This window comes from Streptomyces sp. NPDC057302 (assembly GCF_042667685.1).
GTDB lineage: Bacteria > Actinomycetota > Actinomycetes > Streptomycetales > Streptomycetaceae > Streptomyces.
The window spans coordinates 75231-95976 of sequence record NZ_JBHUZJ010000025.1 but is presented as its reverse complement, the minus strand read 5'-3'; the positions used below and the strand labels follow the sequence as shown (position 1 = coordinate 95976).

Here is a 20746-nt window from a genome sequence, read left to right as displayed (position 1 = left end):
GCTTCTACGGGCCGGTCAGATGCGCCTGCACCACCGGCGCGATCCGCGCGATGATCGCCTCCGGGTCGGCGGAGGCCAGCGGCTCCACCTGGATCACGTACCGCAGCATCGCCGTGCCCACCAGCTGCGCGGCCGCCAGTTCCGCCCGCAGCTCCGCGTCCGCCTTGTCGATCCGGCCCGCCATCCTGGCGAGCAGCTGCGTCGCGATCAGGCGGCGGAAGACGGCCGCCGCTGTGTCGTTGTTCACCGCCGAGCGCACGATCGCGAGCAGCGGCAGGCGGGTCGCGGGGTTCTCCCAGACGCCGAAGATGAAGCGGGTCAAGCGCTCGCCGACGTCGTCGAGCGGGCCGTCCTCGATCGCCGCGGGCGCGTCGAGCGCGGGCGCGAAGGCCACCGCGATCGACGCCTCGAAGACCTGCTCCTTGGTGCCGAAGTAGTGGTGCACCAGCGCCGAGTCCACCCCGGCCGCCTTGGCGATCCCGCGCACGGACGTCTTCTCGTACCCACGGGCGGAGAACTCGGCGCGGGCCGCCTGAAGGATGCGGTCCCGCATCGCCGGACCCTCGGCGGACTGCGTACGTGAGGGCCGTCCCCTGCGGCGCGGAGCCGCACCGCCCGGTGCCGGATCCGTCACGGGCGGGGCACCTTCACCGCGGACGCCAGATGCAGCCGCGTATAGGCGAGGGCCTCGGCGAGGTCCGCCTCGCGTTCGGCGCTGGACATCGCACGGCGCGTGTTGACCTCGATGACGACGTGCCCGTCGAAGCCGCTCGTCGCCAGGCGCTCCAGGAGTTCGGCGCAGGGCTGTGTGCCGCGGCCGGGCACCAGGTGCTCGTCCTTGGCGGAGCCCTTGCCGTCGGCGAGGTGGACGTGGCCGAGGCGGTCGCCCATGCGGTCGATCATCTGCATCGCGTCCGTGCGGGCGGTCGCGGTGTGGCTGAGGTCGACCGTGAAGTGGCGGTAGTCGTCCTTGGTGACGTCCCAGTCGGGGGCGTAGGCGAGCATCTCGCGGTCGCGGTAGCGCCACGGGTACATGTTCTCGACGGCGAACCGGACGTCCGTCTCGTCCGCCATCCGCCAGATTCCGTCGACGAAGGCGTTCGCGTACCCGCGCTGCCAGCGGAAGGGCGGATGCACGACGACGGTCGACGCGCCCAGCTTCTCGGCGGCGGTCTGGGCGCGCTGGAGTTTGATCCAGGGGTCCGTCGACCACACGCGCTGCGTGATCAGGAGACACGGCGCGTGCACGGCGAGGATCGGGATCTGGTGGTAGTCGCTGAGTCTGCGCAGGGCCTCGATGTCCTGGCTGACGGGGTCGGTCCACACCATGACCTCGACACCGTCGTAGCCCAGGCGTGCCGCTATCTCGAAGGCCGTCGCCGTCGACTCCGGATAGACCGAGGCCGTCGACAGGGCGACCTTCGCATCCGGGATGCGCACCACTGGTTCTGCCACGAGGGACAGCGTACGGGCCGCGCCCGGGCGCCGGGGAGGTGGTCCAGGTGGTCTCCCGCACACCTGAGCCGTATGTGACGTGCGTCAACCGAAGCGGTTGCTTCCTAACCCGCCGGAAGGTGGTCGAGCCTGCGCAGGATCACGCCCTCGCGCAGCGCCCACGGGCAGATCTCCAGGGTCTCGACCCCGAAGAGATCCATCGCGCCCTCGGCGACGAGCGCCCCCGCGAGCAGCTGTCCGGCCCGCCCTTCGGAGACTCCGGGCAGCTCGGCGCGTTCCACCGCCGTCATCGCGGCCAGCTGCGGGACCCAGTCCTCCAGGGACTTCCGCTTGAGCTCGCGCTGGACGTAGAGGCCGTCGGCGGAGCGCGCCGCGCCCGCGAGCCTGGCCAGCTGCTTGAACGTCTTGGATGTCGCCACGACGTGGTCCGGGGCGCCGAAGCGGCTGAACTCGCCCACCGAGCGCGCGATCTGGGCGCGCGCGTGCCGCCGCAGCGCCCGCACGTCGGCGGGGTCCGGCGGGTCCTGGGTGAACCAGGCGGAGGTCAGGCGGCCCGCGCCGAGCGGCAGGCTGACGGCGGCGTCCGGTTCCTCGTCGATGCCGTACGCGATTTCGAGCGAGCCGCCGCCGATGTCGATGACCAGGAGCTTTCCCGCCGACCAGCCGAACCAGCGGCGGGCCGCGAGGAAGGTGAGGCGGGCCTCCTCGGCCCCGGTGAGGACCTGGAGGTCGACGCCGGTCTCCTCCTTGACCCGGGCCAGCACCTGGTCGGCGTTGCTGGCCTCGCGGACGGCGGAGGTCGCGAACGGCAGCAGGTCCTCCACGCCCTTGTCCTCGGCGGCCTCCATCGCGTCACGGACGGTGGCGACGAGGAGGTCGACGCCTTCGGGGCCGATCGCCCCGGCCTCGTCGAGGAGTTGGGCGAGGCGCAGGTCGGCCTTGTGCGAATACGCGGGCAGCGGGCGCGCGCCGGGGTGGGCGTCCACCACCAGCAGATGCACCGTGTTCGAACCTACGTCGAGGACACCGAGTCTCATATACGGAACGCTACTGCGCGTACGGCGGTCGCTGGTCCTCGGACCGGGTACCGCGCGCATACCCTGGAGACGTGCCAAAGACGAAAAAGGCGAAGACCGACAAAACACAGTCGAAGAATAAGTCGGGGAAGCCGGAGAAGCCTGGGAAGCCGGTGAAGGCGGGGAAGCCTGGGAAGGTGCAGCCGGACGAGAAGGGCCTCGACTTCGCCCGCGCCTGGGTGGAGTTCCCGGATCCCGCGGACGACGAGCAGGTCTTCCGCTGCGATCTGACATGGCTGACCTCTCGGTGGAGCTGCATCTTCGGCAGTGGCTGCCAGGGCATCGCGGCCGGCCGGGCGGACGACGGCTGCTGCACGCTGGGCGCGCACTTCTCCGACGAGGACGACGAGAAGCGGGTCGCCGAGTCCGTGGCGCGGCTCACGCCGGACATCTGGCAGCACCACGACATCGGCACGGTGAGCGGCTGGGTGTCGACGGACGACGACGGCGAGCGCCAGACCCGCCCGTACAACGGCTCCTGCATCTTCCAGAACCGCCCCGGTTTCGCCGGGGGCGCGGGGTGCTCGCTGCACATCCTCGCGCTGAAGGAGGGGCGCGAGCCGCTGGAGACGAAGCCGGACGTCTGCTGGCAGCTGCCGGTGCGGCGGACGTACGACTGGATCGACCGGCCCGACGACACACGGATCCTTCAGGTGTCCATCGGGGAGTACGACCGGCGCGGCTGGGGCCCCGGCGGCCACGATCTGCACTGGTGGTGCACGTCGGCGACGTCGGCGCACGGCGCCGGTGACCCGGTGTACGTCTCCTACCGCCCCGAGCTGACGGAGCTGATGGGCAAGGAGGGCTACGACCGGCTCGCGGAGCTGTGCGAGGAACGCCTGGCCTCCCAGCTGCCGTTGCTCGCACCGCACCCCGCGGATCCTCCCCGGCAGCAGGGCTAGCGCGCACTAGGGCTCGCTGGGGCTCGGGTCGCCGCTGTCGCTCGGCGGCGGCGTCGAGTTGCCCGGGTCCGACGGGGTCGGGGTCGGGTCCGGGGTCGAAGGCGTCGGGTCCGGGTCCGGCGGGGTCGGGGTCGGATCCGGGGTCGAGGGGGTCGGCCTGGGCTTCGGTGGTGTCGGGGTCGGCCGGGGGCCGGGATGCGTCGGGCGGCCCGAACCGCTTCCCTGCCCGTTGATCGAGATGATCGCCCCCGACGGCGCGATGGAGACCCGCGCGCTCCAGTGGCCCGCCGGCTCCCTCGTACGGTCGACGTACACCCGGATCGTGAACGTCTCGCCCGGCGCGAGCGTGCCCGACGACCGGCTCAGGTAGAGCCAGGACGCGCCCGTGCTCGCCGACCAGTGGACCGGCTCGCCGCCCGACGCGGAGAGCGTGATCAGTGTCGTCCCGCCGCTCTGCTGGGCCGAGACCGTGAGGCGTCCGGCGCCGGTTCCCGAGCGAGACGGCGGCGATCCGGAGCTGATGACCTCCACGGAGACGTCCGGTGAGTGGCTGCCCGCGGTGAAGCGGGGGTCGGGGGGCGTGTCCGCGTTGCCCGCGTTCTCGTAGTCCTCGCGCCCGCGGTCGCCGTTCGCCCCGTCGGCGCCGGACTCGCTCGCGCTGACCGAGCGGCCGTCCTGGCCCTCACCGGTCAGCGGCGCACCCCGATATGCCGCCCAGAGCGCGAGCACCGGGGCCGCCACGACGGTGGCGACGACCGTCGTCGTCACGGCACGCGCGCGCATCCGGTCGCGGCGGGCCGCGTGGTCCTTGGGGTCCACCGGGAAGCCGCGCCGGTCGAAGCGCGGACCGCCGCCCCGCGCGCGCGGCACGTGCGCCATCGCCACGTGCACGGCGGCCCGCGGGGCCTCGATGACGGGCAGCGCGGCCGGGGAGGCCGCCGTACCGGGCCAGGCCCCCGATCCGGCGCGCTCGGCGGTGCGGCGGCAGCGCGGGCAGTCGTCGACGTGCCGCACGAGCTCGCGTCGCAGGGCCGTGCCCAGGAGGAGCTGGTTGTCGCCGGTGAGGCGGGCGACGATCGGGCAGGTGCCGGTCTCCACGACGGCGAGCGCGGCCCGGGTGCGCTCCACCTCGCAGGCGGCGGACGCCAGGAGGTCGCGGGTCCTGCCCACGTCCATACCGACGACCGAGGCGACCTCCTGCGGGGAGAGCTGGTGGCGTACGGCGAGCTCCAGGGCCTCGCGCTGCTCGGGGGTCGTCCCCGCGGCCTCCGGCCAGGCCAGCTGGGCGAGTTCGCGGCGCCGCTGCTTCTGCGTCTCGTCCGGCGGTGCGTCGGACTCGGCGGGCTTGGGGACGCGGGACGCCGATCCGGAGGCGTGCGCGCCCTGCCGCTTGCGCTTGGCGTCGGCGAGGGCGCGCAGGCAGACCCAGCGGGCGAGCGCGTACAGCCAGGACTTCAGGTCGCTCTCGGACGCCGGGCCGCGCGAACCGCGGCGCTCGGCGATGGCGAGCACGTCGCCCAGGGCCGAGGTCGCGGCGTCGTGATCGCAGAGCACGGAAAGGCAGTACGTGAACAGGCCGTCCAGACAGGCCTCATAGCGTGCGGGCGGCGCCTGCGGCACCGAGCGGGGCACAACGCGCTGGCGCGCGTCACGATGCGCCCGGTGTGCGCCGGTTGCTTGGGTGGGGGATTCCGGCCTGCTGCTCATCACCCGTGCGAAGTTAGGCGGATGATGCCGCGCCCCTCCTCCACCTTGAGCACATTTAATCCTTACGGGTGAACAGATCCCTCAAAAGGGGACAGGAACCCTTGATTCCGTGACGCACGCGCCGAGCCGTGCGGATCGCGCGGGCCGCCGTCCGGTCCTGGTGCGTCGTTGTCAGTCCTGCCCGCTACGGTTCGGTTCATGGCCACCCGTACGAAGTCCGGCAAAGACCGGCCGTCCTACCGCTGCACCGAGTGCGGCTGGCAGACGGCCAAGTGGCTCGGCCGCTGCCCCGAGTGCCAGGCCTGGGGGACGGTCGAGGAGTACGGAGCGCCCGCGGTCCGCACCACGGCCCCCGGCCGTGTCACCTCCTCCGCCCTGCCCATCGGCCAGGTCGACGGCCGCCAGGCCACCGCACGCTCCACCGGCGTACCCGAGTTCGACCGCGTCCTGGGCGGCGGCCTCGTCCCGGGCGCCGTGGCGCTCCTCGCGGGCGAGCCGGGCGTCGGCAAGTCGACGCTGCTCCTGGACGTCGCGGCGAAGTCGGCCAGCGACGAGCACCGCACGCTCTACGTCACCGGCGAGGAGTCGGCGAGCCAGGTCCGGCTGCGCGCCGACCGCATCAAGGCGATCGACGACCACCTCTATCTGGCGGCGGAGACCGATCTGGCCGCCGTCCTCGGCCACTTGGACGCGGTCAAGCCGTCCCTCCTGATCCTCGACTCGGTCCAGACGATCGCCTCCCCGGAGATCGACGGGGCGCCGGGCGGCATGGCCCAGGTGCGCGAGGTGGCGGGCGCGCTGATCCGCGCCTCCAAGGAGCGCGGCATGTCCACGCTCCTGGTCGGTCACGTCACCAAGGACGGCGCGATCGCGGGCCCCCGCCTCCTGGAGCACCTCGTGGACGTCGTCCTGTCCTTCGAGGGCGACCGCCACGCCCGCCTGCGTCTCGTACGGGGCGTCAAGAACCGTTACGGGACGACGGACGAGGTCGGCTGCTTCGAACTGCACGACGAGGGCATCACCGGCCTCACCGACCCCAGCGGTCTCTTCCTCACCCGCCGTGCGGAGGCCGTCCCCGGCACCTGTCTGACGGTCACGCTCGAAGGGCGCCGCCCCCTGGTGGCCGAGGTCCAGGCGCTCACAGTCGACTCCCAGATCCCTTCCCCCCGCCGCACCACGTCCGGCCTCGAAACCTCCCGCGTCTCGATGATGCTGGCCGTCCTGGAGCAGCGGGGCCGCATCACGGCGCTCGGCAAGCGCGACATCTACAGCGCGACGGTCGGCGGGGTGAAGCTCTCCGAGCCGGCCGCGGACCTCGCGATCGCCCTCGCCCTGGCCAGCGCGGCGAGCGACACCCCGCTGCCGAAAAATCTCGTGGCGATCGGCGAGGTGGGCCTCGCGGGCGAGGTCAGACGGGTCACGGGGGTCCAGCGCAGGCTGGCCGAAGCTCACCGTCTGGGCTTCACACACGCCCTCGTCCCCGCCGATCCGGGCAAGGTGCCACCCGGTATGAAGGTCACCGAAGTCGCCGACATGGGGGACGCCCTGCGTGTCCTTCCGAGGTCGCGTCGCAGAGAGGCCCCACGGGAGGACGAAGAGCGCCGGTAGACTTTGCCCTGGTCTCGCCCATCCGTACGAAGTAGAGGTACGGACCGGGCTTGGACAACCCGCGACCCGAGGAGTGCAGTGGCAGCCAACGACCGGGCGTCAGCTCCCGGCAAGCCCGGCGGAAGCTCCGGTGCCGAAGGGCTGATGCGCGCCTCCCTGAGCGCGGTCGCGCCCGGCACAGGCCTGCGCGACGGACTCGAGCGCATCCTCCGCGGCAACACCGGAGGGCTCATCGTCCTCGGCTGGGACAAGACCGTCGAGTCGATGTGCACGGGTGGTTTCATCCTGGACGTCGAGTTCACGGCGACGCGCCTGCGCGAGCTCTGCAAGCTCGACGGCGGCATCGTCGTCGACAAGGACATCACCAAGATCCTGCGGGCGGGCGTGCAGCTCGTCCCCGACCCGACGATCCCCACCGAGGAGACGGGCACCCGGCACCGCACCGCGGACCGCGTGTCCAAGCAGGTGGGTTTCCCCATCGTCTCCGTCTCCCAGTCCATGCGTCTGATCGCGCTCTACGTGGACGGGCAGCGCAAGGTCCTGGAGGACTCGGCGGCGATCCTGTCCCGCGCGAACCAGGCCCTGGCGACCCTTGAGCGCTACAAGCTGCGCCTCGACGAGGTGGCGGGCACGCTGTCCGCCCTGGAGATCGAGGACTTGGTGACGGTGCGGGACGTCACCGCCGTCGCCCAGCGCCTGGAGATGGTGCGCCGGATCGCCACGGAGATCGCCGAGTACGTGGTGGAGCTGGGCACGGACGGCCGTCTCCTCGCCCTCCAGCTGGACGAGTTGATCGCGGGCGTCGAGCCCGAGCGCGAGCTGGTCGTCCGGGACTACGTGCCCGAGCCGACCGCCAAGCGCTCCCGCACGGTCGAGGAGGCGCTCTTCGAGCTGGACGCACTGAGCCATGCGGAGCTGCTCGAACTGCCGACCGTGGCGCGGGCGTTGGGGTACACAGGCTCTCCGGAGGCGCTGGATTCCGCGGTCTCGCCGCGGGGCTTCCGGCTCCTTGCCAAGGTGCCGCGGCTTCCCGGCGCGATCATCGACCGGCTCGTGGAGCACTTCGGCGGTCTGCAGAAGCTGCTCGCCGCGAGCGTCGATGATCTGCAGACGGTGGACGGCGTGGGCGAGGCGCGGGCCCGGAGTGTTCGCGAGGGGCTCTCGCGGCTCGCCGAGTCGTCGATTCTGGAGCGGTACGTCTAGAGGGACAGAGGGTGCGGTCCGTCTAGGGGGTGCGGGTGAGTGGGGGGGGCGAATTCCCGCTCACCCACCCGATCACCCACCCGATCACCCCGCAGGTCAGCCCTCTTTGAGCACGAACGAAGCCTGCACCGAGCCCAGCCCCGGCGACTTGGCCTCGACGAGATAGGTGCCCGCTCCCGCGCTTCCCGCCGAAGGCGTGGCGCAGTTCGGCTCGCTCCCCCGGCCGTCCCACTGGACGGTGTGCGTGACGCGCCCGTCGCCCGGCACCCGCAGCAGCAGGCCCCCGCCACCGGCGGGGCAGTCCGCCGAGGACCAGATCTCCTTGTCGTTGTCGGCCTGAGTGATCGTCAGCACGGTCTTCTTGCCGCCGAGATCCACCTTGCAGGCCTTGCCCGCGCCGTTCTGGGCGATGAGCTCGAACTTGGGCTTCTCGCCGATCTCGTACGTGTTGTGGACGCTGCGCAGCTTCAACTTCACGTCGCCGCTCACGCAGTTGGGCAGGCTCGTCCCCGCGGGCAGCTGTCCGCCCGATCCGCCGCCGCCCTTGGCGTCGCCGTCCGAGCCGCCGCCGGAGCCCCCTGAACCGCCGGACCCCTCGGAGTCACCGCCGCCGCCACCCGAGCCGCCCGAGCCTTCCGAACCGCCGGAGCCGGAGTCGCCCTCGTCGCCCGACTCGTCGCGTCCGCCCGGGTTTTGACTGATGGCGGGCCCGGAGCCGGAAGGTCCCGGCGTGATGGACGTGGCCGGATCGGAGCCCGACGGGCCGTCGGCGCCGTCGTTCCTGCCCCCACCCCCCAGGGTGAGCACCCACACGACCAGAAGCGCCATCAGCCCGATCAAGGACAGCAGAACGGCCCTCCGACGCCAGTAGATGGTGGAGGGAAGCGGCCCGACCGGATTGCGCAGAGATCCCACGGCCCAAACCTTACGAGAGATCCGCGCCTTGTCCTGCCCCACCCGCCGCCCAGAGCAACAAAGTTTCCGGATCATCATCTCGGAACGGAAGACTCCGCTTCGCTACCCCTGTCTTTCGTCAGGGGTAGTCACCGGACGATCGCCCGATGTGACGATTCGGGCCCACTACGTACCGTCCGTAATCATGGACACCATGGACGACGATCTCTATCGCGATGTCACCGACTTCGCCCACGACACCCCCACCTGGTTCCAGCACCTCGCCGAGGTGTGGACGGAGCTCGGCCTGCTGCTCTTCGGCGTGCTCTTCATCGTCGCCTGGTGGCGGGCACGGCGCGGCGACCCGCGCGCCCTCGCGATAGCTGTCCTCGCGCCCCTCGTCACCGCGGTGGCTTATGTGTGCAGCGAGTTGCTCAAGTCCGCGGTCGACGAGGAGCGCCCCTGCCGGGCGGTCTCCGGCGCGCTCACCTCGCTCGTCGAATGCCCCGCGTACGGCGACTGGTCCTTCCCCAGCAACCACTCGACGATCGCGGGAGCCGCGGCCGTCGGCCTCGCGCTCGCCTGGCCGCGGATCGCCGCGCTGACGCTGCCGATGGCCGTGCTCATGGCGTTCTCGCGGGTCTTCGTGGGCGTGCACTATCCGCATGACGTGGCCGTGGGGCTGCTCCTCGGCGCCGCGCTCGCCTTCCTCCTCGTACGCATGACGACGCGGCCCGTGGCACGTGTCGTCGAGGCGATGCGCGGTTCGTCGACGGGCGTCGTCAGGTGGTTCGCGGGTCCGGGGAGTCCGACACCGCAGGCATCGACGCGGGCGACCTCGCACCGGCGGCGCGCGACGCACCGCCGCTGAGGCCCGGCCCCCGCCTCGTCAGAGCCGCACAAGTCCCGCCTCGTAGGCGACGATCGCCGCCTGGACGCGGTTCTTGACCCCGAGCCGGTCGAGGACCGCGCTCACGTACGCCTTGACCGTGCCCTCAACGAGATGGAGCCGGGCGGCGATCTCCGGGTTGGAGAGCCCTTCCCCGACGAGGCCGAGCACCTCACGCTCGCGCGGGGTGAGGACCGCGGTCCTGGCGCGGGCGTCGGCGCCGCGGACCGTGCGCTGGGCGCCATAGCCGTCGATGACATGGCGGGCCACCTTGGGCGAGAGGAAGGCGGCGCCGCCCGCGACCGCGCGGACGCCCGCGATGAGTTCGTGCGGGTCGCCGGACTTCAGCAGGAAGCCGGTGGCGCCGCCGCTCAGCGCCCGTGCGACGTACGCGTCCTCGGAGAAGGTCGTCAGCATCGCGACCGCGGTGCCGGGCATCGTCCGTACGATCTCCTCGCCCGCGGCGAGGCCGTCGAGCCCCGGCATGCGGATGTCGAGCAGCGCGACGTCCGGCCGGTGCGCCTGAACGAGCGCGACGGCCTCCCGGCCGTCGGCCGCCTCCGCGACGACCTCGATGCCCTCGCCCGCGCCGAGGATGGCGCGGACGCCCGCGCGGATCATGGCCTCGTCATCGGCCAGCAGTACGCGGATCACCGCACCCACTCCTTCTCGTGCTCCCGCACTTCGCGCCCGATTCCTGCCCTGGTCCCGGCCTTGGTCCCAGCTTTGGTCCCGGCCTTGGGGATCACACTCTTCTCCACGACGACGCCACCCCCGAAACAGACCCTGAAGTGCTCGACGGTGACGAACAGTTCACCGCTGGCGCGGTAGTAGCGGCAGTCGGCGCCTTCGGGGGGCGGGGTCGGGGCGCGCTCCTTCGGCGGGTCGGACGCGGCTCTGTCGGGCAGCAGCCGTTCGGCTTCGGGCTGCGGCTGGCCGACCGTGAGCCGGGCGAAGTCGGCCGGTTCGAGTACGGCGTGGGACCTGGAGTACGCGTACCAGGCGAAGGCGCCGCCCACCAGGAGTACGCCGGTGGCCAGGGCCGCCCCGAAGGCGAGGACGGTCCGCCGTCTGGCGTGCGCGAGGCCGGGTACGGGCTGCGCCTGGCGGGGCTCCGGGGCCGCGCCCTGCGCGGGGAGGTGGGCCGCGACGCGGAAGCCGTCGCCGTGCGGCCCGGCTTCGAAGGTCCCGCCGAGGTCCTCGACCCTGGTGCGCAGGCCCAGGAGGCCCGAGCCGGCGCCGGGGCCCGCGCCCTGCCCCTGGGCGGCTCCATTGCCGACGACGACGGTGGTCTCCGTCACCTCCACCGTCACGTGCGCGCCGGGGGCGTGCTTGGCGGCGTTGGTCAGGGCTTCCTGGACGACCCGGTAGACGGTGCGCTCGGACTCCGTCCCGGTCAATTCCGTACGCTCCCGCTCACCCTCCGCGGTGTAGCGGACCGCGAGGCCCGAGTCGGCGGCCCGCTCGACCAGGGCCCGCACGCTCTCTCCCGCCGGGGCGAGGGGTGCGACCTCATCGCCCTCCTCTCTCAGCAGCCCGATGATCTCGTGCAGCCGGTCCGTGGCGTCCGACGCGGCCACGCGCAGGTCGGCGACGGCGCCGCGGTGCCGTTCCGGCAGGTCGGCGGCCACTTGGAGGGCGCCGGCCCGTACCGCGATGAGGCTCAGTTCGTGGCCGAGGGAGTCGTGCATGTCCTGGGCGATGCGGGCCCGTTCGCGCAGCCGGGCCCGGTCGGCGACGATGCGCTGTTCGCGCTCCAGCTGGGCGGCGCGGGACCAGCCCGCGGCGGCGAGTTCGCGGCCCTGGCGGAGGTAGCGCCCGGCGAGCCACGGGAAGACGGCCCCGAAGAGGAGCGTGCCCATGAGCACGAGCCACTCCACTACCGGGTCGACCCCGCGTACGACGATCTTGGCCGTGCCCACCAGGGCGGTGGCCCCGAAGAGGAGCAGGGCGGGGCGGATGTGGTCGGCCCTGCGGCCCATGAGCAGCGCGAAGACCGCGAGGGCGGGGCCGTACGAGAGTGTGAACAGGGACGGCGCCGCTATCAGCTCCAGGGCTGCCACCGCCGCGAAGGCCGCGGGGGGCCAGCGGCGCCAGGTGGCTGCGGCCAGGCCCAGGACGGCGATCCCGGCCGCCTGCTGCCAGCTCGACCGGGGCTCGTTCAGCCCCGCTCGGTCGACGGTCGACGCGGGGATGACCAATGCTGCCCAGAGGAGGGCATCCGCCCGGCGTCCGCTTCTCACGTTCCCGAAGCTACTTGCTGGCCCCTGGCCTCCACCCCTGCCGATCGTCAGGTCCTGGCCCCTGCTGTGGCCCTGCAGTCGCCCCTGCCCGAACAAGCCTCCCCACCCACCCGCCCGATCACCCCGCATCCGCCCCTGGCCGAACAAGCTCTCCCGCCCACCCACCCGATTGCCCCGCGGTGTCCAGGGGCTGGGGCGCGCGCCTCACGCAGACACGGGGCGGGTGGGTGGGCCAACCGCGCAGCGGGGTGAGCGCAGTGCGCAGGCCGGTGCGGGCGATCCGCACGCACCCGCACCCGGGAGCGCGCCCGAGGGGACGTGCCGGTATGTCTGCCCGGAGCACGGTTCGCGGCACTCCGGAACCGAAGTAGCCCCGCGGCCACCGGACGATAGCGAGGACGGACATACCGGCGCGGCCCCGCCCCCAAGCCGGACCAGCACCGCACCCCGCACCCCGCACCCGGCCCCGGCCCCGGCCCCGGCCCCGGCCCCAAAGCGGACCAACACCGCACCTCGCCCCCACCCCCGGCCCCGCCTGGCCCACCCCCCGCCGCCCCCATGGCAGGATCGTCCTGCCATGACTGCGCCCACGAAGCCCACGCCAATGTCAGACGCCCCCGAGATCCCCGAGCCCGCCGGCGAGGCCCTGCACGGTCCCGTCATCGCCTGGTTCGACGCCAACGCGCGCGATCTGCCGTGGCGTCGGCCCGACGCCGGGCCCTGGGGTGTGATGGTCAGCGAGTTCATGCTGCAGCAGACGCCGGTCAGCCGCGTCCTGCCCGTGTACGAGCAGTGGATCGCCCGCTGGCCCCGCCCCGCCGACCTAGCCAAGGAAGCCCCGGGCGAAGCCGTCCGCGCCTGGGGACGCCTCGGCTACCCCCGCCGCGCCCTGCGGCTGCACGGTGCCGCCGTCGCCATAACGGAACGGCACGGCGGCGACGTACCCACCAAGCACTCGCAGCTGCTCGCGCTGCCCGGCATCGGCGAGTACACGGCCGCGGCCGTGGCGTCGTTCGCGTACGGGCAGCGGCACGCCGTGCTCGACACCAACGTGCGCCGCGTCTTCGCCCGCGCCGTCACCGGCGCCCAGTACCCCCCGAACGCCACCACCGCCGCCGAGCGCAAGCTCGCCCGCGCCCTCCTGCCCCAGGACGAGCGCACGGCCTCCCGCTGGGCCGCAGCCTCCATGGAGCTCGGCGCCCTCGTCTGCACCGCCAAGAACGAGAACTGCGCCCGCTGCCCCATCGCGGAGCAGTGCGCGTGGCAGGCGGCGGGCAAACCGGCGCACCAGGGTCCGGCCCGCCGCGGCCAGACCTACGCGGGCACGGACCGCCAGGTCCGCGGCAAGCTGCTCGCGGTGCTCAGAGAGGCCGTGGCTCCCGTGCCGCAGGCATCCCTCGACCGTGTGTGGGACGAGCCCGTGCAGCGGGCCCGCGCCCTGGACGGTCTCGTCTCCGACGGCCTCGTGGAACCGCTCCCCGAAGGCCTCTACCGCCTGCCTCTGACCTGACCTGACCTGACAAGCACCGCAGAGACGCTCGACCCGCAGTGGGCAAACCACCGCGAAACGGCCCCGCTTTACGTCCCGCCTACTTCTGTTACACAACCGACGGAAGGCCGTGCGCCCCCCGCTGGCTGCTCCGCACAGCCTCGTGACAACGCCTCCGTAGCTTCATAGCCGTACCGCACAAGCAGCGGTGGTCGGTGAACGGAGGCGGTTGGGTATGGCGCACGGCGAGGTGCTCGAGTTCGAAGAGTACGTCCGCACTCGGCAGGATGCCCTGCTGCGCAGTGCCCGGCGCCTGGTCCCCGACCCCGTCGACGCCCAGGACCTGCTGCAGACCGCGCTCGTGCGGACGTACGGCCGCTGGGACGGCATAGCCGACAAGCGGCTCGCGGACGCCTATCTGCGCCGCGTCATGATCAACACGCGTACGGAGTGGTGGCGGGCCCGCAAGCTCGAAGAGGTCCCCACCGAGCAGCTGCCCGACGCGAGCGTGGAAGACTCCACCGAACAGCATGCGGACCGCGCCCTCCTGATGGACATCATGAAGGTGCTCGCACCCAAGCAGCGCAGCGTCGTCGTGCTGCGACACTGGGAGCAGATGTCCACAGAGGAGACGGCCGCGGCACTGGGCATGTCCGCGGGCACGGTCAAGAGCACCCTGCACCGGGCGCTCGCACGGCTCCGCCAGGAGCTGGAGAGCCGGGACCGCGCGGAGCCCGCCACCGGCGCGCTCGAACGTGAGGAGCGGGAGCGTTGCGCGGCCTAAGCACCCGGGCTTGCAGGACGGGCAGGACGTTGAAGGCGGGGAGTTCGGCCGTGGCCGCGCTCGCCGCCATCGGCCTTTTGCTCTCCGCCTGCTCGACGGGCGGCTCCGGCGCCCGTGACGAGGGTCCGGGCAACCGGGGCGAGACGGTGATGTCCCCGACGCCGTCCCCCACACCTACCGCGACGTCCGCGCCCTCGCCGCCCTCCGCCACCGAGGCGGTCAGGATCGTCAAGGACGACCCGAAGGTCAGCCAGGCGGTCAAGCGGGAGCTGAAGCCCTGCGTCGCCGACGAGTACCCGGTGGACGTCTCGTACGGCAACCTGACCGGAGGATCCGCTGCCGATGTCGTCGTGAACATCATGACCTGCGGCGATGCGGTCGGTACCAGCACTTACGTGTATCGCACCGAGGGCAAGAAGTACGAGAATGTCTTCCAGGACGAGGAGCCACCCGTCTACGCGGAGATCGACCGGGGCGACCTGGTGGTCACCAAGCAGCTGTACGAGAAGGGCGACCCGGTGTCGTACCCCTCCGGCGAGGACGTCATCACGTACGAGTGGGCGGCGAACCACTTCAGGGAGACGGACCGCATCCGCAATCACTACAGCAGCGCGGCGGGCGGCGATGCTCCCGCTCCGACGGAGAACTGAGAGAACCGAGAGGACTGAGAGCCCCCCGATGGCAGAGCACACCCACGTCCTGTTCGTCGAGGACGACGACGTCATCCGCGAGGCGACGCAGCTCGCGCTCGAACGGGACGGCTTCGTCGTCACGGCGATGCCCGACGGCCTGCTCGGCCTGGAGGCGTTCCGTGCCGACCGGCCCGACATCGCCCTCCTCGACGTGATGGTGCCCGGCCTCGACGGCGTCTCGCTGTGCCGCCGCATCCGCGACGAGTCCACCGTCCCGGTGATCATGCTCTCGGCGCGTGCCGACTCCATCGACGTCGTACTGGGCCTCGAGGCGGGGGCCGACGACTACGTGACCAAGCCCTTCGACGGCGCCGTCCTGGTGGCCAGGATCCGCGCCGTGCTGCGCCGCTTCGGCCACGCGAGCGGCCCCGACTCGGGGGCGCCCGCCGGCGGTGAGGGCGGTGCGCCGGACGGCGGTGTGCTGCACTTCGGCGATCTGGAGATCGACACGGAGGGTATGGAGGTCCGCAAGGACGGCACCACGGTGGCGCTGACGCCGACCGAGATGCGCCTGCTGCTCGAATTCTCCTCCGCGCCCGGCACGGTCCTCTCCCGCGACAAGCTCTTGGAGCGCGTGTGGGACTACGGCTGGGGCGGTGACACCCGCGTCGTCGACGTCCATGTGCAGCGGCTGCGCACGAAGGTGGGCCAGGACCGGATCGAGACGGTCCGCGGCTTCGGCTACAAGCTCAAGGCGTGAGCCACGACGGCACGGCGGACGACGGCATGACCGCCGAGGAACTGAACGGCACGGCGCGGCTCCACGCCGCGGCGCATCGCGGGGGACGTATATGAGCAGGGGGACGATGGCAGGGCTGCGCGCCCGCGTCCTGACGAGACTGGGCCCCCGCCTGCGCACCGGCGTGCGCTGGAAGATCAGCGCGGCGATCGCGCTGGTCGGCGCCCTGGTCGCGGTGGCGCTGAGCCTGGTCGTGCACAACGCGGCCCGCGTCTCGATGCTCGACAACGCGCGCGACGTGCAGGACGAGCGGATCCAGTACGCCCAGCGGATCTACGAGACGTCCGGGCGGACGGGCCAGTTCGGCATGAAGGTCGACGACCCGGAGATGCCCAAGGAACTCCTCGGGAAGGTGCTCGCCGGGCGCCGCGCGACCTACGTGGAGGACCACGCCAGCGGCGTCCCGGACATCTGGGCTGCGGTGCCGCTGAGCGACGGCCACATCCTGTCGCTGCACACCCGCTTCACCGACCGCAGCGCCACCGTCATGAAGGACCTCGACCAGGCCCTGGTCATCGGCTCCATCTCGGTCGTCTTCGGCGGCTGCGCGCTCGGCGTGCTGATCGGTGGCCAGCTCTCGCGGCGCCTGCGCAAGGCGGCGACCGCGGCGCAGGAGGTCGCCCAGGGGCAGACCGACGTGAGCGTACGAGATGCCATCGGCGGAGTCGTGCGCGACGAGACCGATGACCTGGCGCGCTCGGTGGACGCGATGGCGGACGCCCTCAAGCAGCGCCTCGAAGCCGAGCGGCGGGTGACGGCCGACATCGCGCACGAGCTGCGTACGCCGGTGACCGGCCTGCTCACGGCGGCCGAACTGCTTCCGCCGGGGCGCCCGACCGAGCTGGTCAGGGACCGCGCGCAGGCGATGCGCACGCTGGTCGAGGACGTACTCGAAGTGGCCCGTCTGGACAGCGCGGCCGAGCGGGCCGAGTTGCAGGACCTGCTCCTCGGCGAGTTCGTGACGCGGCGGATCGCGGTGCTCAACTCGGACGTGAGCGTGACGGTGGTGCACGAGTCGGAGGTCACCACCGACCCGCGCCGCCTGGAGCGCATCCTGGGCAATCTGCTCGCCAACGCGGCCAAGCACGGGAAGCCGCCGGTCGAGGTCAGTGTCGAGGGGCGCGTGGTGCGGGTGCGCGACCACGGCCCCGGTTTCCCCGCGGGTCTCCTGGAGGAGGGCCCGAGCCGCTTCCGCACCGGCAGCACGGACCGCGCGGGCGTCGGCCACGGCCTGGGTCTGACGATCGCCGCGGGCCAGGCGCGGGTGCTCGGCGCGCGGCTCACGTTCCGCAACGTGACGCCGGCGGGCGCGGCCCCCGACGACCCGGCGGAGGGCGCGGTGGCGGTTCTCTGGCTGCCGGAACACGCCCCGACCAACACGGGCAGCTTCCCGATCCTGCAGCTGCCGGACAAGTACAAGTAGCGGCGACGGCAACGGACTACGAGTAGCGGCGACGGCAACGGGCCCCCGGCACCAGAAGGTGCCGGGGGCCCGTTTCAGCCGAGGGGAGCAGGGCCGCGGGTCAGACGGCCTCTGCAACCGCGTCCCGCGGACCAGGTGCGGCGTCCCCGGCCGCACCCCCGGCCGGCTTCTCGTCCCCGGAGTCGGAGCCCTTGGGCTCGGAATCCTTGGGCTCGGAGTCCTTGGGCCCAGCCCCTCGCAGGGGGACCTCCTTGACGAAGAACGCCGCGATCAGCGCGGCGACCCCGATGACGGCCCCCAGCAGGAACGCCGAGTGCGTACCGGCGGAGACAGCGTGCTGATAGGCGTCCCGCACCGGTGCGGCCAGCTTCGCCAGGCTGTCGGCGTCCAGCTGCGCGGACTGCTCGGTGACCTTGCCGCCCAGCTGCCCGGCGCGCTCGGACATCGTGTGCTCGACCCGGTTGTTGAAGAGCGCGCCCATGATCGCGACACCGAACGAGGAGCCGAGCGTACGGAAGAGCGTGGCCGACGACGACGCGACGCCCATGTCCTTCATCTCGACGCTGTTCTGCGCCACCAGCATGGTGATCTGCATCAGGCAGCCCATGCCCGCACCGAGCACCGCCATGTAGACGCCCGACATGAACCGCGTGGTGTCGGTGTCCATCGTGGACAGCAGAAACAGACCGAGGACCATCAGTACGGTGCCGGCGATCGGGAAGATCTTGTACTTGCCGGTGGAGGTGGTGAACCGGCCCGAGAAGAACGAGACGACCATCATCGACAGCAGCATCGGAAGCAGCAGCAGCCCGGAGTTGGTGGCCGATGCGCCCTGCACCGCCTGCTGGTAGAGCGGCAGGAACAGCATCGCGCCGAACATCACGAAGCCGGTGAGGAATCCGATCACCGACATCAGCGTGAAGTTGAGGTTGCGGAAGATGTGCAGCGGCAGGATCGGTTCCGCGGCCTTCTTCTGCACGACGACGAAGCCGATGAGCGCGACGACGCCGATCGCGATGAGCTCCATGATCACGGTCGAGGTCCAGGCGTACTCCGTGCCGCCCCAGGTCGTGACGAGCACGAGCGAGCTGATGCCCACGGTGAGGAGCGCCGCACCGAGGTAGTCGATGCGCCCCTTCGCCTTCTTCTTCGGCAGGTGCAGCACGGCGGTCACCATGGCGAGCGCGACGGCGCCCAGCGGCAGGTTGATGTAGAAGGCCCAGCGCCAGCCGAGGTGGTCGGTGATGGTGCCGCCGACGAGCGGGCCGCCGATCATGGCGACCGCCATGACGCCGGTCATCATGCCCATGTACTTGCCGCGCTCCCGCGGCGTGACGAGCTCACCGATGATCGCCATGACGCCGACCATCAGACCGCCCGCGCCGAGCCCCTGGACGGCGCGGAAGCCGATCAGCTGGCCCATGTCCTGCGCCATGCCGCTGAGCACGGAACCGAGCAGGAAGATGACTATGGAGGTGAGGAAGACGCCCTTGCGCCCGTACATGTCGCCGAGCTTGCCCCAGATCGGGGTCGATGCCGCGGTCGCCAGCATGTACGCGGTGACGACCCACGACAGGTGTTCCATGCCGCCGAGGTCACCGACGATCGTCGGCATCGCGGGGCTGACGATCATGTTGTCGAGCATCGCCAGCAGGATCGTCACCATCAGCGCCATCATCACGACGCGCACGCTGCGCGGCTGTGGCGCTTCCTTCGCCTGCTCCCCCGTCTGTTTCCTGATCTCCGCCATGTTCCCCACTCCCCGGTTCACCCGACTGCTTACGACTGCCTGTTGCCACTTGCCTGCCGCCACTTACTTGCCGACCGGCAAGCTGGCTACACTGAGGGAAACTAGACCCCTAACTAGCCGGGCGTCAAGTAAGTAAAATCGGGTCCAAGGATTCGAGTCGAGGGAGCCGAGGAGCACCAAGATGGTCACGGGCACGGGCGCAGGCACGGGCAAGCAGCAGCGCCGCGGGGACACCCGCCAGCGCATCCAGGACGTGGCCCTCGAACTCTTCGCCGAGCAGGGCTACGAGAAGACGTCACTGCGCGAGATCGCGGAGCGCCTCGAGGTCACGAAGGCGGCGCTGTACTACCACTTCAAGACCAAGGAAGACATCCTCACCAGCATCTTCGAGGACCTGACCAAGCCCATCGACGAACTGGTGGAGTGGAGCAAGGACCAGCCGCACACGCTGGAGGTCAAGCGGACGATCCTGACCCGCTACAGCGAGATCCTCAAGGGCGCGTCCTCGCTCTTCCGCTTCATGCAGGAGAACCAGGCGACGATGCGGGACCTGAAGACGGGCGAGACCTTCAAGGACCGGATGTTCAGCCTGCTCGACGTCCTCAGGGAGCCGGGGGCGCCGATGACGGCGCAGGTGCGCTGCTTCAGCGCGCTGTTCACGATGCACGGCGGGATGTTCGTGCTCAAGGACGCCGAAGGCGACCCCGAGGAGAAGCGCAAGGCCATCCTGGAGGTCGCCATCGATCTGGTGACACGGGCGCACGAAGGCGCCTGATCCACTACTGGGTCGGGGTCAGACGGTGACGCCCGCGGCACGCAGGAACGCGACCGGGTCCACGGCGGAGCCGTAGTTCGGGGTCGTACGGATCTCGAAGTGCAGGTGCGGGCCGCTGGAGTTGCCGGTGTTGCCGGAAGCGGCGATGTGCTGGCCGGTGCCGACGGTCTGGCCGACGCGTACGTCGATCTTCGACAGGTGCGCGTACTGCGAGAACGTGCCGTTGTCGTGCTTGATCACGATGGCGTTGCCGTACGCGGGACCGTCACCGGCGCCGTTGCCGCCGGCCTTGACGACGGTGCCGTTGTGCACGGCCTCGACGGAGGTGCCGATCGAGACGGCGAAGTCCTGGCCGGAGTGCTTGCTGGACCACATGTTGCCGCCGAGGCCGAAGCCCGCGGAGAGCGTGTACTTGTCGACCGGGTCCTGCCAGGCGACGGCCTTCTTGGCGGCGGCCTGCTGGGCCTTGCCCGCGGCCTTGGCCTGCGCGTCGGCCTGCGCCGATATCGAGCCCGCGGAGACGCCGGGCAGCGCGCCGCCCTTGGCGTCGGCGGCGGCCGCGACCCCGGAACCGAGAACGGCCGATGCGCCGAGCCCGAGGCCCGCGACGGCGACGACGGCCGTCCGCGTACGGAGCGTCCGCGTACGGAGCAGGGACAGGCCGGACTGGTGGGACGTGGCGCGCTTCGACATGGCGGATGACCTCCGGGATGGGGGAGCGTGCGGCATGCGGCGCATGCCGGGCTTCGTGTGACGTGCGGTGCGGTGTTGTTGCACGTCGGGCTTCGTGTGACGTGCGGTGCGATGCGGTGCACGCCGGGCTTCAGGTGACGTGCGGTGCGGTGCGGTGCACGTCGGGCATATGGGGACCCGACACACGCAGCTCTGCGTCCCGCCGGGTTGGCCATCCCTTGGTAACCCGCACCCCACCTCCCACCCAAACCCCCCATCTACTACCGAAAGCCGTAGCCACTCGCCCGACTTTCTGCTCCTTGACACCCCCAAATCCCGACAATTCCCCCTTCAACGACTTGCCGCATTTAGCCGCCACAGACGGGTTTAACCCCACTTCGGGAAGGTCCCTCGGGCCAGCACTGGCCCCGGCCGGACTCTCGGC

The 20746-nt window shown here is 71.5% G+C and carries 19 protein-coding genes; 10 read left to right on the top strand and 9 right to left on the bottom strand.

Annotated features, from left to right (window positions below; genetic code table 11):
- Nucleotides 1–4: 4 nt before the first annotated feature.
- The 3 genes from ACFUPX_RS19685 to ACFUPX_RS19675 form a co-directional block, all read right to left on the bottom strand.
- Entirely contained in the window at nucleotides 5–634 is a 630-nt protein-coding gene (locus ACFUPX_RS19685) for a TetR family transcriptional regulator (protein WP_383323678.1), read from the bottom strand.
- The gene (locus tag ACFUPX_RS19680) at nucleotides 631–1455 is read right to left on the bottom strand and encodes a sugar phosphate isomerase/epimerase family protein (RefSeq protein WP_383323675.1); all 825 of its coding nucleotides are present in this window, start codon (nucleotides 1453–1455) and stop codon (nucleotides 631–633) included. Before ACFUPX_RS19680 ends, ACFUPX_RS19685 begins: the two co-directional genes overlap by 4 nt.
- A 104-nt stretch (nucleotides 1456–1559) precedes the next feature.
- Nucleotides 1560–2492 (bottom strand): Ppx/GppA family phosphatase, encoded by a 933-nt coding sequence (locus ACFUPX_RS19675; RefSeq protein ID WP_383323672.1) that lies wholly within the window; start codon nucleotides 2490–2492, stop codon nucleotides 1560–1562.
- Nucleotides 2493–2563: 71 nt separating this feature from the next.
- Here ACFUPX_RS19675 and ACFUPX_RS19670 point away from each other — a divergent pair, with 71 nt between their 5' ends.
- A complete protein-coding gene (locus tag ACFUPX_RS19670) occupies nucleotides 2564–3433 on the top strand; it encodes a hypothetical protein (protein WP_383323669.1) in 870 nt (289 codons plus the stop codon).
- A 6-nt stretch (nucleotides 3434–3439) separates the two neighbouring features.
- Here the strand turns inward: ACFUPX_RS19670 and ACFUPX_RS19665 are convergent, their stop codons facing one another.
- The gene (locus ACFUPX_RS19665) at nucleotides 3440–5143 is read right to left on the bottom strand and encodes a hypothetical protein (RefSeq protein ID WP_383323666.1); all 1704 of its coding nucleotides are present in this window, start codon (nucleotides 5141–5143) and stop codon (nucleotides 3440–3442) included.
- A gap of 195 nt (nucleotides 5144–5338) precedes the next feature.
- Here ACFUPX_RS19665 and radA point away from each other — a divergent pair, with 195 nt between their 5' ends.
- Nucleotides 5339–6748 carry a DNA repair protein RadA gene (gene radA / locus ACFUPX_RS19660; RefSeq protein WP_383323663.1) on the top strand — a complete coding sequence of 470 codons (1410 nt, stop codon included), beginning with the start codon at nucleotides 5339–5341 and terminating at the stop codon, nucleotides 6746–6748.
- Between the two features lie 78 nt (nucleotides 6749–6826).
- Nucleotides 6827–7951: a DNA integrity scanning diadenylate cyclase DisA gene (gene disA, locus ACFUPX_RS19655; protein WP_249588570.1), complete on the top strand. Its 1125-nt coding sequence runs from the start codon at nucleotides 6827–6829 to the stop codon at nucleotides 7949–7951.
- Between the two features lie 96 nt (nucleotides 7952–8047).
- On the opposite strand, the gene ACFUPX_RS19650 is transcribed toward disA, so the two are convergent.
- Complete coding sequence (locus tag ACFUPX_RS19650; RefSeq protein ID WP_383323660.1) at nucleotides 8048–8866, bottom strand: hypothetical protein; 819 nt, start codon at nucleotides 8864–8866, stop codon at nucleotides 8048–8050.
- A gap of 184 nt (nucleotides 8867–9050) precedes the next feature.
- Between ACFUPX_RS19650 and ACFUPX_RS19645 the strand changes: the two genes are divergently transcribed.
- On the top strand, nucleotides 9051–9716 hold the full coding sequence (locus ACFUPX_RS19645; protein WP_383323657.1) for a phosphatase PAP2 family protein: 666 nt from the start codon (nucleotides 9051–9053) through the stop codon (nucleotides 9714–9716).
- A gap of 18 nt (nucleotides 9717–9734) precedes the next feature.
- On the opposite strand, the gene ACFUPX_RS19640 is transcribed toward ACFUPX_RS19645, so the two are convergent.
- On the bottom strand, nucleotides 9735–10388 hold the full coding sequence (locus ACFUPX_RS19640) for a response regulator (protein ID WP_383323654.1): 654 nt from the start codon (nucleotides 10386–10388) through the stop codon (nucleotides 9735–9737).
- Nucleotides 10385–11977, bottom strand: coding sequence for a sensor histidine kinase (locus ACFUPX_RS19635; RefSeq protein ID WP_383323651.1), 1593 nt, complete (start codon nucleotides 11975–11977; stop codon nucleotides 10385–10387). The genes ACFUPX_RS19640 and ACFUPX_RS19635 overlap by 4 nt, the downstream gene beginning before the upstream one ends.
- Before the next feature lie 577 nt (nucleotides 11978–12554).
- Here ACFUPX_RS19635 and ACFUPX_RS19630 point away from each other — a divergent pair.
- The 5 genes from ACFUPX_RS19630 to cseC all read left to right on the top strand — a co-directional run bounded on the left by ACFUPX_RS19630 (nucleotide 12555) and on the right by cseC (nucleotide 17104).
- Nucleotides 12555–13487: an A/G-specific adenine glycosylase gene (locus tag ACFUPX_RS19630; protein WP_383323648.1), complete on the top strand. Its 933-nt coding sequence runs from the start codon at nucleotides 12555–12557 to the stop codon at nucleotides 13485–13487.
- 214 nt (nucleotides 13488–13701) lie between these two features.
- Complete coding sequence (locus ACFUPX_RS19625; protein WP_383323646.1) at nucleotides 13702–14250, top strand: SigE family RNA polymerase sigma factor; 549 nt, start codon at nucleotides 13702–13704, stop codon at nucleotides 14248–14250.
- Nucleotides 14238–14900, top strand: a complete 663-nt coding sequence (locus ACFUPX_RS19620) for a hypothetical protein (protein ID WP_383323642.1) — start codon at nucleotides 14238–14240, stop codon at nucleotides 14898–14900. Before ACFUPX_RS19625 ends, ACFUPX_RS19620 begins: the two co-directional genes overlap by 13 nt.
- A gap of 28 nt (nucleotides 14901–14928) precedes the next feature.
- The gene (gene cseB / locus ACFUPX_RS19615) at nucleotides 14929–15642 is read left to right on the top strand and encodes a two-component system response regulator CseB (RefSeq protein WP_383323639.1); all 714 of its coding nucleotides are present in this window, start codon (nucleotides 14929–14931) and stop codon (nucleotides 15640–15642) included.
- A gap of 91 nt (nucleotides 15643–15733) precedes the next feature.
- Nucleotides 15734–17104: a two-component system sensor histidine kinase CseC gene (gene cseC, locus ACFUPX_RS19610; RefSeq protein WP_383323636.1), complete on the top strand. Its 1371-nt coding sequence runs from the start codon at nucleotides 15734–15736 to the stop codon at nucleotides 17102–17104.
- A gap of 100 nt (nucleotides 17105–17204) precedes the next feature.
- On the opposite strand, the gene ACFUPX_RS19605 is transcribed toward cseC, so the two are convergent.
- A complete protein-coding gene (locus tag ACFUPX_RS19605) occupies nucleotides 17205–18854 on the bottom strand; it encodes an MDR family MFS transporter (RefSeq protein WP_383323633.1) in 1650 nt (549 codons plus the stop codon).
- Between the two features lie 181 nt (nucleotides 18855–19035).
- On the opposite strand from ACFUPX_RS19605, the gene ACFUPX_RS19600 reads away from it, so the two are divergent.
- The gene (locus ACFUPX_RS19600; protein ID WP_383323630.1) at nucleotides 19036–19629 is read left to right on the top strand and encodes a TetR/AcrR family transcriptional regulator; all 594 of its coding nucleotides are present in this window, start codon (nucleotides 19036–19038) and stop codon (nucleotides 19627–19629) included.
- An 18-nt stretch (nucleotides 19630–19647) separates the two neighbouring features.
- On the opposite strand, the gene ACFUPX_RS19595 is transcribed toward ACFUPX_RS19600, so the two are convergent.
- On the bottom strand, nucleotides 19648–20322 hold the full coding sequence (locus ACFUPX_RS19595; RefSeq protein ID WP_383323627.1) for a M23 family metallopeptidase: 675 nt from the start codon (nucleotides 20320–20322) through the stop codon (nucleotides 19648–19650).
- Nucleotides 20323–20746 lie beyond the last annotated feature (424 nt).